Genomic DNA, 14,418 nt, shown 5'->3' on the forward strand with positions numbered 1-14,418 from the left:
TAATTTTGAAACTTAGGTGGTGTAACCCAAAATTTTCAATACCTGTTTACTATTTTGTTCTTCGCCAAATACCTCAAAGTTAAATGTCTCATCGCGGTTTCTGCGGATGATAACATGTTTTGGTGATGGCAGCAGGCAATGGTGTATACCACCGTAACCGCTTAATACTTCCTGGTAAGCACCTGTGTTAAAGAAACCCATATACTGCACTTTACGCGTTTTAGGCATAAACACGCTGTTCATGTGGGCTTCCTGGTTGTAGTAATCCTGCCCGTCGCAAGTGATACCACCAAGGTTAACACGTTCGTATTCACTATCCCAGTTGTTTACCGGTAATAACACATATTTTTGGTTCAATGCCCAAACATCCGGCAGGTTGGTAATAAATGATCCATCAAGCATCAGCCATTTCTCACGGTCATTCTGTTGCTTTCGGCCTAATACTTTGTACAATATGCCCGATGCTTCGGCCACGGTGTATTTACCAAACTCGGTAATAATATCCGGTTCCATGGTATCATGCTCTGCGCAGATCTCTTTGATACGGCTCACAATCTCGTTGATCATGTACTCGTAATCAAAATCAAACACCAGCGAATCTTTAAACGGCATACCGCCGCCGATATCTAATGTATCAAGCGCAGGGTTTATCTTTTTAAACTTGCAGTAAAGCGTAACGTATTTCTCCAGCTCGTTCCAATAATATGGTGTATCAGAGATACCCGAATTGATGAAAAAGTGTAAAAGCTTAACGTTAAAGTTAGGGTTGTTCTCAATTTTATTGTGGTAAAAATCGATGATATCCTCCATACGGATCCCAAGGCGCGAGGTATAAAACTGCGAATCGGGTTGTTCCTCTGCCGCTATACGGATGCCAAGGTTACAAGGCTCATCCATCTCTACCTCGTCATCGTACAGGTTAAATTCCTCTTTATTGTCCAGTACCGGGATAATGTTCTTGTAACCATCGTGCAGCATATCAATAATGTACTGCTTGTACTGAAAGGTTTTAAAACCATTGCAAATCACAGTGATGTCCTTGCTTACTGCACCTTTTTTCTCCAGGGCATCAATCATCGGCATATCAAAAGCTGACGATGTTTCCAGGTGGATCTCGTTCTTAAGTGCTTCTTCTACAATGTGCTTAAAATGCGAGCTTTTGGTACAATAGCAATATTTATAGCTACCGCGATAATTAGTTTTAATAATAGCCTGCTGAAAAAGCAGTTTAGCCTGCTGTATTTTCTTGCTGATGATGGGCAAATAAGTGAAGCGTAAGGGCGTGCCATACGTCTCGATCATTTCCATTAAATTAAGATCGTGGAAGTATAATTCATCCTCTATTATCTCGTAACCTTCCTGTGGGAAACCAACGCTTAGGTCAAGAAATTCCTGGTAACTCTGCATCTATTAAAATTTTGGCAAATGTATATTTTATACGGATGAATTTATTATTTGTTGGATGGATTTTTTATAGTAGGAATGTAATTTGTTTGCGAGGTGAATTTATTTATATAAGAGCCCTATACATCAATGTATTGCCAGATAAAAACCAAATCGATTTTTCATGGCCATCCTGAACTTAGTTTAGCGCCTCAAGGAGTGTGTTTAAATCATATAGTTATCTAAGGCCCCAAACGGTTAGCTAGCGAACGGTATACGCAGCTAGCTCTAATACAGTTCAAGAGGCCAATGCGGTATGGGTGCGTCAGTAGAAAGAAATAGCCGTCCGCCTAAAGGCTTGACGATAGAAAGTCTTATGGCAAATACAGTCTTTGCTCAAAAAAAACATTCATTAGCTTAGCGTATGCAATTATCACTATCTGAACAAAATAACATATTCTACTATTAGAATAGAGTGCGATAATGGAACCGGAACTGGTTTCTTTTTTAGTTTTTTGCTTGACGATGCAACTGGAAATCATAATCCAGTTGTAATTACTAATAAACATGTTGTTGTAGGCCCACAAACGGGGAAATTAATTTTCACCAAAGCATCTGAAACAAGAGAGCCGTTGGATACTGAGCATTATGAGTTAGTTCTAAATGATTTCGAATCGCTTTGGGTGATGCATCCAGATAATAGTGTTGATTTGTGCGCAATGCCAATTACTTCTTATCAAATTGAAGCTGAAGAAAATGGAATCAAATTATTCCACAAATCGCTCGGCAATAAATCAATACCAAGTGTGGCACAACTTACTGATATTTAAGTGCTTGAAGAAATATTAATGGTAGGTTATCCAAATGGTATATGGGATCAAATAAATAACAAACCTATTTTAAGAAGGGGAATAACTGCAACTCATCCCAATTTCGATTATAATGGGCAAAAAGAGGTTATGATAGACACTGCTTGTTTCCCTGGTTCAAGCGGCTCTCTAGTATTTATATTTAACGAGCATGGTTATCAAGATAAAAAAGGTAACATAACCTTAGGATCGTCGCGCGTCTATTTATTAGGAGTTTTATTTGCCCGCCCTTAACAAATGCTTACGGGCGATATTAGAGTAGTCAATATTCCGACGAGTTTAAAACAGATTTCAGTTTCCAGTATTCCAATTAATTTAGGTTTAATAATTAAGACAGAGCGTATATTAGAACTCGAAGCTGCGTTTAAAAAAAAATTCCTTTTCTCTAACTCCCAAATGCACCTCTGCCATCATGCAACGCGCACTGCCCCCACCGTTAGTTTCGATGGTGTTAATATCGGCATAAACCAAGTTGCCATATTTTTCTAAAGTGCTTTTTTGCCCTACGCTAAGCGAATTATATGCCGTTTGTGACATTACCACCAAAGTTTCATCGTCAGCATTCTTTACCTCCAACATATTACCGGCAAAACGGTTCATTTGGTCGAAAGTGATATCAATGATCTCTTTATTGGTTGATTTTAGTGAAGCAATAACTATTTCCTTCTCTCCGGCATCCATAATACTGTCCAAACAGATCACCGCGAATTTGCTGCCGATGGCCATCAATACGTTGGTATGATAAATGGCCTGTCCGTTTTGGTCGAAGGCATCAAAGGTTATGGTTTGGTAGCCGGTATAATCGCAAAAGGCTTTCAGCACTTCGGCATTAGTACGGGGCGAGATGCAGGCGTAAACTATCTTGTTTACCCTATCCAGCACCATGCTGCCGGTACCTTCTAAGAATTGCTCCTGAGCCTCGTATCGGCTCAGGTCGATGACATGGTTGGCCTTAAAATTCTCTTCCAGTTGACGGATGATGTCTTCCCTCCGCTCCAATCTCCGGTTCTCGGCCTGCATGGGGTACAGGAAAATATCGCCATTATCATGAAATGACACCCAGTTATTAGGGAAGATAGAATCGGGGGTATGTGGTTCAATGGTATCATTTACCACGGTAATATTTACCCCGTTGTTGCGAAGCACATTTACAAAACCATCAAATTCCTGCTGTGCTTTTTGCTGCACGGCCTGTTGGTCGGCGTCTTGTTTTTGGAAGGCGTTGCTTTCGGCCGTTTGCACATTAAAGCCAAACGCCACCGGGCGGATCATTAATAGGTTATTGGTGCTTTGTTGGGTCATTGTCTGAACTCGAATTCAACGAATTGTTTTAATTGACAGAATTTAATAATGGATTGTCGACCTCAGAATTTTTAAAATTCATTAATTCTATAAATTCGAGTTCAGACAGCGCCCCGCTCCAACGGCATACTCATACAATGGAAACCGCCTCGGGCACGGGATAATTCGGCGCTTGGCATCAGTATCAACGTATCTTCCATCTTTTGCGGATCGATCTCGCCGTTTTCCATTTTCGGCAACAGGTCGGTTACGTGAATCACCTCGAAACCGCTTTGTTTGAATGCCTCTACGGTTTTATTGTTACGGTCGTAGCCTACCACTACCCCATCTTTTAGGGCCAGCAAGTTGCAGCTATCCGTCCATTGCTCGCGGGCATCAAACGGGAATACATCATTACCCGAGTAAATGAATTTGGTCGGCTCAGTGCTTTGCAGGTCCTTTTGGCTGATGTTATCCAGCAGGTCTTCCAGCGTATTAAAAGTCTTTGGTTTCTTATCTTTCCTGAACTGTACTATCTCGGGCTTGTCCTTATTCTTTTTATCGGCAAACCAGGCAATAGGTTCACTTTGCGATTGCTCGGTTTCCGTTATGGTTAACGACCGCAACAGCACCCATACGTTCCGCTTTACCTGGGTAAAAACGGTATCAATGTGCATGTAGTCGCGCTTATGTGGTATTTTTACAATGGTAATTTTGCTTACCACATCATTTTCAAAAAGCAGCTTTATGGCCTCATTTGCACCGCTAATGGACGTACGTTCGCTGCAGCCAATGATCAAATGCTGCGGACTAACCATCATCACATCACCACCCTCAATAGTGGTTTTCTCCTCATTTACCTCGCCGGGGCGCAGGAAATGCTGTTTGTTTTCTGAGATCTCGATCACATTATCTTTATATGAAGCAAATAAAGGGTGATTAAAAAAGATATAACGCATCAGCAAAGTCTCGCGTGAGCGGGCCTTTTTGGCCGGTTTGTTTAGCAGGATATGGTTGTTAATGGCAATCCCCAGATCGCGCGAAAAGATCAGGTTAGGTATCGGCGCGAAGATCATGGTATCATCTGTCAGCGAACCCGAAATAAAGATCTTAGCCAACTCTACCGGGTCAGTATCTATCAGTTGCAGTTGCAATTTGTAATTACAGCTTTCTATAGCGCAAACGGCTGCTACCAGTTTCTTGCGAATATCATTTTGCTGCAGTATATCGCTCAGCAAAGTCTGGATCTCTATAACCCTGGTAGAATTATGGAAAGCAGCATTATCCGGCTTAAAAAAATCGCGGTTAGCTGTATCGCTGTCAATATCGGCCAGCTTGCCTTTTATTTTAGCAGGATCAAGAAAATACATCAGCAGTTTAATGTAGTAATCGTACTCCTTACGGCGCATGGTATCCAAGTGCACAATGTCCTCAAAAAGCCAATCCTGCGCTTTAGAGGGAACAACTTTGCCCAAACCACTGTCGGGGCTATGCACCAAAAGCGAGCGCAGGTTGCCTATTTCAGACGTTACATCTATCTTAAAATCTTGGTCATTAAGTGTCATAAATGGTTATAAAGAAGAAACAAAGCTATTGTTTTTTAGCATGGGTTCATAGTTGATAGTTCATGGATGATGGTTTGCCTTACCATGCTTTAAAAAAAGGCTATGATTTATAGAGCTGTCCCACTAAATATTACACAACACGGGACAAAATCGCAAACAATTAATATTCAATTAGATATGAAATAATAAAATTCAATTTTAATTAAAGTAATACTTTTAAATATTAAATTTAACCAATTATAAATTAATGCTTTATATATTTCACGTGGGGTATCCCACTGCTTTCTGAATGGGACATAATGGGACACCCAATTTTTATCACGTTTATAATTGCAATTATCAAATTAACCGCAAAGGGCACTAAGATTTGCGTGGCTTTTAACACAAAGCTCACAAAGAAAATCTGTGTGGCCTTTGTGCTTTTCTCTCTGCGTGCTCTGTAGTTAAAAACGCATAGTTTAATCTATCAACCATGAACTTATTTATTAATTTTGCGCGATGGATTTTATTATTGAGGCTGTTGTTAAGGCCGTTAAAGATTTATACCAAACCGATATTGCCGCCAAAGATGTAAACCTGCAGGAAACCCGCAAGGATTTTGAAGGGCAGGTTACGCTGGTTACCTTCCCATACACCAAAGTATCCCGAAAAGGACCCGAGCAAACCGGCATCGAAATTGGCGAATATCTGCAAAAAAACCGCCCCGAAATCGCCTCTTTTAACGTTTTAAAAGGCTTCTTAAATATCGTAATTGCCGATAATTACTGGCTGAACTCGCTGCATACCGACATCCTTACGGATAACTTCGCGGCAGCAAAACCAAATGGCAAACGTGTAATGGTAGAATATTCATCACCTAACACCAACAAGCCTTTACACCTTGGGCACATCCGTAACAACCTGTTAGGTTTTTCGCTGTCAGAAATACTGAGCGCGGCCGGGTACGATGTCATTAAAGCCAATCTGGTAAATGACCGTGGCATCCACATCTGTAAAAGCATGGTGGCCTGGCGCGAGTTTGGCCAGGGCGAAACCCCCGAAAGCAGCGGCTTAAAAGGCGACCACCTTGCGGGCAAATACTACGTTTGGTTTGACAAAGCTTATAAGCAACAGATACAGGAACTGGTTGAAGAAGGCCAGACCGAAGATGAAGCTAAGAAAAATGCCCCGCTGATTAAAGAAGCACAGCAAATGCTTTTAGAATGGGAAGCCGGCGACGAAGCGGTTATTAACCTATGGAAAACCATGAACGGCTGGGTTTACGAAGGTTTTGATGTTACCTACAAAACCCTTGGCGTAAACTTTGATAAATACTATTACGAAAGCAACACCTATTTATTAGGTAAAGATATTGTGGAAGAAGGCCTTACAAAAGGCGTGTTCTTCAAAAAAGAAGATGGCTCGGTTTGGATAGACCTTACCGAGGATGGCCTCGACCAAAAATTGGTTCTGCGTGGTGATGGCACTTCGGTATACATTACCCAGGATTTGGGTACAGCCCAATTAAAGTACGACGATTACAAGATGGACGAGTCCATTTATGTAGTAGGTAACGAGCAGGACTATCACTTTAAAGTACTGTTCCTCATCCTGCAAAAGCTTGGTAAAACCTGGGCGCAGGGCTTGTATCACCTGTCATACGGCATGGTCGATCTTCCATCCGGTAAAATGAAAAGCCGTGAAGGTACCGTAGTAGATGCCGACGACCTAATGGCCGATATGTTTGGCACCGCCAAAGAAACTACCGAGGCTATGGGCAAGGTGGATGGCTTTAGCGAGGATGATAAAAACAAATTATACCGAACTATCGGCATGGGTGCTTTAAAATACTTTTTATTAAAAGTTGACCCTAAAAAGCGCCTTTTATTCGACCCTAAAGAGTCTATAGACTTCCAGGGACATACGGGGCCGTTCATCCAATACACCCATGCCCGGATCAAATCGGTACTAAACAGGGCCGGTTACGCTGCCGAAAACAGCACCCACGATGTCACCGAACTGGATGGCGTGGAGCGCGATCTGATCGTGACCCTAACCAAATTCCCGGAAACGATTCGGGAGGCTGCCGCGAATCATAGTCCGGCTTTGATTGCAAATTACGTTTATGAACTGGCTAAAAACTACAACAAGTTTTACCACGAAAAATCCATTATGCAGGCCGAAACGGAAAACTTAAAACAATTCCGTTTGCAGCTGTCTGCCGCGTCAGCAAAAGTCATCAGCAAAGCCATGGGTTTGTTGGGGATCGATGTACCGGAACGCATGTAGTTTGGAGAAAAGCAAGAAAACAAGACATAATGAATCAAGATAAAAGCCCTTTGCATTTTGCCAAGGGCTTTTTTTAAGTCTTGTTTCTAATCATCTTGTCTCTTTTAAAGATTATCTCCAGCGCCCTCTTCTCCACATATAACCTCTTGAGCCGCGTATCCAGTTACCTTGCACATATACACGGTTGGCGCGTGGGCGCACATAGTAACCGTTGCGGTAAACGTAACGTCGGCCGCTGTAAACCCATTCGCCGGGTACCCAATAAGCGTTAGCGTATGGTGCCACCGGTCGAACGTAAACATGTTCTACCGGCTGTTCATTCACATAACCCCCTGTAGCACATGATACCAGGAATAAGGAGCCTGCTATAGCCCCGATCATCCCGATTTTTGATAGTGTTTTCATCTGTAATATGTTTTAATGATAGGTAAGACTATTGGGAATTGGAAAGGTTTATTTGTGGGAGAGGTGAAAGGTAAAGGCTGAAAGGTAAACGGCGCGGATGTACTACGTTTTCATGTCGTCGCAGGATTCTTTACAATTTGTAATCCTGAGCGATAGCGAAGAATCTATTCTACAACATACAAGTCGACGAATGCATTATGCTATTTAGATGCTTCACTATCGTTCGGCATGACAAAAAATATGATATTTAAGTCTGAGCTTGTCGAAGACCTACGCCTGGCTAATGGTTCGACAGGCTCTCACCATGACACATACATTCCGTCATCCCAATATCAAATCCTATCTATTTTCAAATAAATGCTACTATTCCCCTATACTATATATATATTTGGAACATAATAATGAAACAAATAGGATTTACATATCATAACAACCTGATTAACTGCTGTATGTGGGCGGATAGATTATGGCTGTAAATGTGTAAATAGATAATATTCGCCTCTTCAGCCAAAGCAGAAGGGGTTTTTTTTTGAGATAACTAAATTACGTACCGAATATGCAGAGCTTCAGAACCGAACTGGAGAACCCGATAGTGGAACAGGACATCATCGACCTGGAAAGGAAGATCCGCGCGTTCCGCGAGGGCAAAATACACGACGAGAAATTCCGCAGCCTGCGCCTTGCGCGTGGCGTTTATGGCCAAAGGCAGCCGGGCGTACAAATGGTGCGCATTAAACTGCCATTCGGTAAAGTAACCTTTAAGCAGCTTTTAAAAATTGCCGATATATCTGACGAGTACGGCAGCGGCAACCTACACCTAACCACCCGCCAGGATATCCAGATCCATTATGTGAGCCTGGACCGTACCCCGCAATTATGGGCCGAACTGGAACAAGACGATATTACACTTCGCGAAGCTTGTGGCAATACCGTAAGGAATGTAACCTCTTCCCCTACTTCGGGCATCGACCCCCTGGAGCCGTTTGATGTTTCGCCTTATGCGCAGGCTACGTTCGAATATTTTCTGCGGAACCCTATCTGCCAGGAAATGGGGCGTAAGTTTAAAATTTCGTTTTCATCAAGCGAGGCAGATACCGCTTACTCTTATATTCACGATCTTGGGTTTATCCCGAAACTAAAAGAGAACGGCGAGCGTGGTTTTAAAGTGCTTTTAGGCGGCGGACTTGGCGCACAGCCTTTTTTGGCAAGCCCGGTAGAAGATTTCCTGCCGGAAGATCAGCTGATCCCTTACATCGAAGCTATCATCCGTGTATTCGACCGCCATGGCGAGCGTAACAACCGCAATAAAGCGCGTTTAAAATACCTCATCCAAAAGATCGGGTTAGATGAAGTGCTTCGCCTTGCAAAAGAGGAGCGCACCGCCCTTAAGGTTAAAACCTGGAAAATAAACCGCGATACCGTTCCGCAGCCTCAGCTACCTGAGGATAATGTTTATAGCGATGTAGAAATTGCCAACCCCTACCGTTACGAGCAATGGCTGGCTACCAACGTATTCGAGCAAAAGCAAAAGGATTTTTACGGCGTATTTATAAAAGTGCCTGTTGGCGATATCCCTACCGATACCGCGCGCAAACTGGTTGCTGCTATCAAGCCTTATGTGGGCGACGAGATCCGCATTACACAAAACCAAGGCTTACTGTTAAAATTTATCCGTAAAGAATCATTACCCGCCCTATACGTTGGTCTGCACAATTTAGACCTTGCCGCGCCGGGCTTTGATAGTTTGGCTGATGTTACCACTTGCCCCGGTACAGATACCTGTAACCTGGGCATCAGCAACAGCATGACCATGGCTAAGGTGCTGGAGGATGTGATCTACAACGAGTACGAAGATTTTATCTACAACCGCGAGATCAAAATAAAGATCAGCGGCTGTATGAACAGCTGCGGTCAGCATGGTTTGGCGCATATTGGTTTTCACGGCAGTTCGCTTAAAGCGGGCACCAAAGTATTGCCATCTGTACAGGTGATGCTTGGCGGTGGCACTGTAGGCAACGGCGAAGGCCGCGCTGCAGAACGTGTGATAAAAGTGCCCTCTAAACGCGCTACACATGCTTTACGCTACGTGCTGGATGACTATAAAACATTGTCTACAGAAGAGGAAACATTCCATGCCTATTACGACAGGCAGGGTAAAGATTATTTCTACCGCCTGCTAAAACCTTTGGCCGACCTGACCACCCTTACAGATGATGAGTTTGTAGACTGGGGTCATCAGGAAACTTATGTTTCTGCCATTGGTGTAGGCGAGTGTGCAGGTGTAATTATCGACCTGGTAGCTACGCTGTTGTTCGAGAGCGAAGAGAAACTGGGCTGGGCAAACGGCGCTTACGCTAAAGGTTTATGGGCCGATGCCATTTACCATTCCTACAACACCATGGTTAGCGCGGCTAAGGCGTTATTGCTTGATAAAAGCGTTAACAGCAGCACCCAAACCGGGGTGATAAAAGAATTTGATAACAATTATGTAGCCACCGGCGAATTTGCCCTTGAGGGTACTTTTAGCGACCTGGTGCTGCAAATAAATAAAAACGAGCCATCTGAAGAATTTGCCACTGCTTACAAACAACAGGCAACAGACTTTTTAGAAGCCGTAAAAACGAAGAGAGAGGCAGTGTTGCAATCATGATACAAAACGAACCCAATAATATAAAAGAGCCACGCATTACCCTTGTTGGCGCAGGACCTGGCGATGCGGAGCTGATAACGCTAAAAGGCATTAAAGCCCTGCAAACTGCCGATGTGGTTTTGTACGATGCTTTGGTGAACGATGAGATCTTAGATTTTGCCCCGGCCAATGCAGTGAAGGTTTACGTGGGCAAACGCTCGGGAGATCATTCTTTCTCGCAAGACAATATCAACCGATTGATGGTTGATTACGCTTTAAACTACGGCCATGTGGTACGTTTAAAAGGCGGCGACCCGTTTGTTTTTGGCCGAGGACACGAGGAATTGGATTTTGCCGCGGAATATAAGATCCCTACACAGGTTGTACCGGGGATCTCAAGTTCTATAGGCGTACCGGGTTTGCAAGGCATCCCTGTTACACACCGCGGGTTAAGCGAAAGCTTTTGGGTGATAACCGGCACCACTACCGATGGTAAAATATCTGCCGACCTGTACGATGCCGCCAAAACTAACGCCACCATTGTGGTGCTGATGGGTATCCACAAACTGGCAAAAATTGCAGAGATCTTTAAAAACGAAGGCAAAGGCCAATTACCTGTTGCCGTGATACAAAGCGGCACTACTGTTAATGAAAAAGTTGTTGTTGGCGTTGCCGATACCATTGTGGCTTTGGCTGCAGAGCAGGGCATCACCTCTCCGGCGCTGATCATACTGGGCGAAGTGGTTTCCTTACACCCGACATTTAAATTGGTAAAAGAAGTTTATGACGTTGTTGCCAAAGGATAATAGTTTAACAGACGTTCGGCCGGCAGAGGCACAGGGTAACCAATTGTTCCCCGTGTTTTTAAAGCTGAACAACCTGCACACCGTGCTGGTTGGCGCGGGCAATGTTGGCCTGGAAAAGCTGACCGCCCTGCTCAACAACAGCCCGGCTGCCGCTGTTACCATTATTTCTAAGGATTTTTTACCGGAGGTACATGCGCTTGTCGCCCAGTATCTGCAGGTAACTATCAAACAAAAATCTTTTGCCGATACCGACCTTGATGCCGCCGATATTGTTATTGCTGCAACCAACGACAGCGAACTGAACAAATACGTACGCCAATCTGCACACGACCGTAAGCTGCTGATAAACGTTGCGGATAAACCCGAGTTGTGCGATTTCTACCTTGGTTCTATCGTACAAAAAGGCGACCTCAAGATTGCTATCTCTACAAACGGTAAATCGCCAACCATAGCCAAGCGTTTAAAAGAAGTTTTAAGCCAGTCGATACCCGGCGAGCTGGACATTACCCTGCAGCAAATGGCAGAGGTGCGCAACACCTTGTCAGGGGATTTTACGCATAAGGTAAAAGAACTTAACCGCGTTACCGAGATATTACTTGGCCCTAAAAAAGCGCCGAGTAATAACAATATTAAACTATTGGTTTGGGGAACCTTTGTAGGTTTCCTGGCAACAACCATTATAGCACTCTGGATAAAAGACCCGTCATTTAAAAACTACGTGGAGAACATCTCGCCTATGTTTTACTACTTTTTGGGTGCAGGTTTTGTTTTCGCGCTGATAGACGGCGCCATCGGCATGTCATACGGGGTAACCTCTACTACATTCTCGCTTTCTATGGGCATCCCGCCTGCTTCGGCAAGTATGGGTGTGCACTTGTCCGAGATCATGAGCAACGGCATTGCCGGCTGGATGCATTACCGCATGGGCAACGTAAACTGGAAACTGTTTAAACTGCTGTTACTACCCGGCATCATCGGTGCGGTAACGGGTGCGTATTTATTATCCTCATTAGAGCATTATGCCCAATACACCAAACCGTTAGTATCGGTTTACACATTGATATTGGGCATCGTTATCTTTAAAAAAGGTTTAGACCTTAGAAAGAAACGCACTACAGCCAAAATCAAACACATACCGTTGTTAGGGCTTGGTGGTGGTTTTATTGATGCTGTTGGCGGCGGTGGCTGGGGTTCTATCGTATTATCTACTTTGATAGCGGGTGGCCGTCATCCAAGGTTCTCCTTGGGTACAGTAAAACTATCCCGCTTTTTTATCGCGCTGATGGGTTCGTTAACGTTCATTACCATGCTTAATAGCTCGCATTGGGATGCTGTGGCGGGTTTGGTTATCGGCAGTGCATTGGCATCGCCTGTAGCAGCACGCATTTCCAATAAAATTTCGGCAAAGGCCATTATGATGGCTGTCTCGGTTATCGTTATCCTCATCAGTATCCGTAGCATTTTTAATTTTTTAACCCACCTACCTTTCTAATGGCCGATACTATTTACATATCGCAATTGGTGAGCGGGAAAGACCCTGTTGCTGCCCTACAGGCGCTTGCAGAGCAGTTTCCCGGCGAGATCGTGTTCTCTACCAGTTTTGGTTGGGAAGACCAGGTGATCTCGCATATGATCTTCGCTAACAATATTCCTATAAAAGTTTTCACCTTAGAGACCGGCCGCCTTTTCCCCGAAACCTATTACGTATGGAACCGCACCATGGAGATCTACGGGCAGCCCATCCACGCCTATTATCCGGACAATAACAGGTTGGAGCAAATGGTAAACGCCAAAGGGCCCAACAGCTTCTACGAATCGGTTGATAATCGCAAGGAGTGTTGCGGTATCCGCAAGATAGAGCCTTTGCACCGCGCGCTGGCAGGCAACCAATGCTGGATAACCGGCATCCGTGCCGAGCAATCGCCAAACCGCGAGGATATGAACAATGTGGAATGGGACGAGGGCAATCAGCTGATCAAGTTCCACCCTGTTTTTAATTTTAGTTTAGATGATGTAAAAGCTTACATCAAACAATACAATATACCCTACAATACATTGCATGATAAGGGTTTCCCAAGCATAGGCTGCCTGCCCTGTACAAGGGCGGTACAACCCGGCGAAGATTTTAGGGCCGGCCGCTGGTGGTGGGAAGACCAAAGTAAAAAAGAGTGTGGTTTACATGCAGCAGTAACGTTAAATGATTTAAAAGAATGAGTAAATACCGGTTAGATTACCTGGACGAGTTAGAGGCAGAGGCCATATATATTCTGCGCGAAGTAGCTGGGCAGTTCGAAAAACCCGCGCTATTATTCAGCGGTGGTAAGGATTCTATCACCCTGGTGCATTTGGCGTTAAAGGCCTTTCGCCCGGGCAAGTTCCCGTTCCCGCTGGTACATATCGATACCGGGCACAACTTTGAAGAAACCATCACCTACCGCGATGATATGATAGCCCGCATCGGCGAAAAACTAATTGTAGGCCATGTACAGGATAGCATCAACGAAGGCAAAGTAATTGAGCAGAAAGGCAAAAACGCCAGTCGGAACCCTTTGCAAACCACTACTCTTTTAGATACTATTGCCAAACATGGCTTTGATGCCTGTATCGGTGGTGCCCGCCGCGATGAAGAAAAAGCAAGAGCTAAGGAACGCATATTTTCGGTACGCGATGAATTTGGCCAGTGGGACCCAAAACGCCAGCGCCCCGAACTTTGGGATATTTACAATGGCAAAATTCACAAAGGCGAGAACGTACGCGTGTTCCCGATAAGCAACTGGACGGAGCTTGATGTGTGGAACTACATCCGCCGCGAAAACATCCCTTTGCCAACCATATACTTTGCCCACCAGCGCGAGTGTATCACCCGTAACGGGCAGCTGATGGCAGCATCGCCGTTCCTGAATATGGATGCGGATGATGTGATAGAGCATAAGAACGTACGTTTCCGCACCGTTGGTGATATGACCTGTACAGCGGCAGTTGAATCGTATGCGTTTGAGATAGACGACATCATCGATGAGATAGCATCCTCCAAGATCAGCGAACGCGGCGCCCGAATAGATGATAAAGTAAGTGAAGCCGCCATGGAAGACAGAAAAAAAGGGGGATACTTTTAATTTCGGATTGACGATTTTCGAATTTATGCAATGCGCAAAATCAAAATCTAACCGAATAAAAAGATCCAAAATCGTAATTCTAAAATCTAAAATCCA

12 protein-coding genes are annotated in these 14,418 nt (G+C 44.2%); 8 read left to right on the forward strand and 4 right to left on the reverse strand.

Translation table 11 applies throughout. The features are described from left to right. Positions 1 to 12: 12 nt before the first annotated feature. On the reverse strand, positions 13 to 1,407 hold the full coding sequence (locus RHM67_RS13240; RefSeq protein WP_322227246.1) for an arginine decarboxylase: 1,395 nt from the start codon (positions 1,405 to 1,407) through the stop codon (positions 13 to 15). A 491-nt stretch (positions 1,408 to 1,898) separates the two neighbouring features. Here RHM67_RS13240 and RHM67_RS13245 point away from each other — a divergent pair, with 491 nt between their 5' ends. Both RHM67_RS13245 and RHM67_RS13250 read left to right on the forward strand, forming a co-directional pair. Continuing rightward, positions 1,899 to 2,213, forward strand: coding sequence for a hypothetical protein (locus tag RHM67_RS13245; protein ID WP_322227248.1), 315 nt, complete (start codon positions 1,899 to 1,901; stop codon positions 2,211 to 2,213). Continuing rightward, positions 2,214 to 2,486 (forward strand): hypothetical protein, encoded by a 273-nt coding sequence (locus tag RHM67_RS13250; protein ID WP_322227250.1) that lies wholly within the window; start codon positions 2,214 to 2,216, stop codon positions 2,484 to 2,486. A gap of 111 nt (positions 2,487 to 2,597) precedes the next feature. Here RHM67_RS13250 and ctlX read toward each other — a convergent pair whose 3' ends face one another. Further along, positions 2,598 to 3,554 carry a citrulline utilization hydrolase CtlX gene (ctlX, locus tag RHM67_RS13255; protein WP_322227251.1) on the reverse strand — a complete coding sequence of 319 codons (957 nt, stop codon included), beginning with the start codon at positions 3,552 to 3,554 and terminating at the stop codon, positions 2,598 to 2,600. Positions 3,555 to 3,655: 101 nt separating this feature from the next. Continuing rightward, complete coding sequence (locus RHM67_RS13260; RefSeq protein ID WP_322227252.1) at positions 3,656 to 5,098, reverse strand: arginine deiminase family protein; 1,443 nt, start codon at positions 5,096 to 5,098, stop codon at positions 3,656 to 3,658. A 498-nt stretch (positions 5,099 to 5,596) separates the two neighbouring features. Between RHM67_RS13260 and argS the strand changes: the two genes are divergently transcribed. Beyond that, entirely contained in the window at positions 5,597 to 7,366 is a 1,770-nt protein-coding gene (gene argS, locus RHM67_RS13265) for an arginine--tRNA ligase (RefSeq protein ID WP_322227253.1), read from the forward strand. A gap of 111 nt (positions 7,367 to 7,477) precedes the next feature. Here the strand turns inward: argS and RHM67_RS13270 are convergent, their stop codons facing one another. Beyond that, the gene (locus tag RHM67_RS13270) at positions 7,478 to 7,771 is read right to left on the reverse strand and encodes a hypothetical protein (protein ID WP_322227255.1); all 294 of its coding nucleotides are present in this window, start codon (positions 7,769 to 7,771) and stop codon (positions 7,478 to 7,480) included. Between the two features lie 556 nt (positions 7,772 to 8,327). Here RHM67_RS13270 and RHM67_RS13275 point away from each other — a divergent pair. Genes RHM67_RS13275 through cysD form a run of 5 tightly spaced genes read left to right on the forward strand, consistent with a single transcriptional unit; the run spans position 8,328 to position 14,322 of the window. Further along, positions 8,328 to 10,421 carry a nitrite reductase gene (locus RHM67_RS13275; RefSeq protein ID WP_322227256.1) on the forward strand — a complete coding sequence of 698 codons (2,094 nt, stop codon included), beginning with the start codon at positions 8,328 to 8,330 and terminating at the stop codon, positions 10,419 to 10,421. Beyond that, positions 10,418 to 11,206, forward strand: a complete 789-nt coding sequence (cobA, locus tag RHM67_RS13280; RefSeq protein ID WP_322227257.1) for a uroporphyrinogen-III C-methyltransferase — start codon at positions 10,418 to 10,420, stop codon at positions 11,204 to 11,206. Before RHM67_RS13275 ends, cobA begins: the two co-directional genes overlap by 4 nt. Then, positions 11,184 to 12,698: a TSUP family transporter gene (locus RHM67_RS13285; RefSeq protein ID WP_322227258.1), complete on the forward strand. Its 1,515-nt coding sequence runs from the start codon at positions 11,184 to 11,186 to the stop codon at positions 12,696 to 12,698. The genes cobA and RHM67_RS13285 overlap by 23 nt, the downstream gene beginning before the upstream one ends. Further along, positions 12,698 to 13,420 carry a phosphoadenylyl-sulfate reductase gene (locus RHM67_RS13290; RefSeq protein ID WP_322227259.1) on the forward strand — a complete coding sequence of 241 codons (723 nt, stop codon included), beginning with the start codon at positions 12,698 to 12,700 and terminating at the stop codon, positions 13,418 to 13,420. The genes RHM67_RS13285 and RHM67_RS13290 overlap by 1 nt, the downstream gene beginning before the upstream one ends. After that, positions 13,417 to 14,322, forward strand: a complete 906-nt coding sequence (cysD, locus tag RHM67_RS13295; protein WP_322227260.1) for a sulfate adenylyltransferase subunit CysD — start codon at positions 13,417 to 13,419, stop codon at positions 14,320 to 14,322. The genes RHM67_RS13290 and cysD overlap by 4 nt, the downstream gene beginning before the upstream one ends. The last annotated feature ends 96 nt before the right edge of the window (positions 14,323 to 14,418 follow it).

This window comes from Mucilaginibacter sp. 5C4, assembly GCF_034345625.1.
Lineage (GTDB): Bacteria > Bacteroidota > Bacteroidia > Sphingobacteriales > Sphingobacteriaceae > Mucilaginibacter > Mucilaginibacter aurantiaciroseus.

Coding starts and splice junctions, on each gene's coding strand:
- RHM67_RS13240 (WP_322227246.1), bottom strand. CDS start 1,407: ATGCAGAGTTACCAGGAATTTCTTGACCTAAGCGTTGGTTTCCCACAG.
- RHM67_RS13275 (WP_322227256.1), top strand. CDS start 8,328: ATGCAGAGCTTCAGAACCGAACTGGAGAACCCGATAGTGGAACAGGAC.
- RHM67_RS13260 (WP_322227252.1), bottom strand. CDS start 5,098: ATGACACTTAATGACCAAGATTTTAAGATAGATGTAACGTCTGAAATA.
- RHM67_RS13285 (WP_322227258.1), top strand. CDS start 11,184: ATGACGTTGTTGCCAAAGGATAATAGTTTAACAGACGTTCGGCCGGCA.
- argS (WP_322227253.1), top strand. CDS start 5,597: ATGGATTTTATTATTGAGGCTGTTGTTAAGGCCGTTAAAGATTTATAC.
- cysD (WP_322227260.1), top strand. CDS start 13,417: ATGAGTAAATACCGGTTAGATTACCTGGACGAGTTAGAGGCAGAGGCC.
- RHM67_RS13270 (WP_322227255.1), bottom strand. CDS start 7,771: ATGAAAACACTATCAAAAATCGGGATGATCGGGGCTATAGCAGGCTCC.
- RHM67_RS13290 (WP_322227259.1), top strand. CDS start 12,698: ATGGCCGATACTATTTACATATCGCAATTGGTGAGCGGGAAAGACCCT.
- cobA (WP_322227257.1), top strand. CDS start 10,418: ATGATACAAAACGAACCCAATAATATAAAAGAGCCACGCATTACCCTT.
- ctlX (WP_322227251.1), bottom strand. CDS start 3,554: ATGACCCAACAAAGCACCAATAACCTATTAATGATCCGCCCGGTGGCG.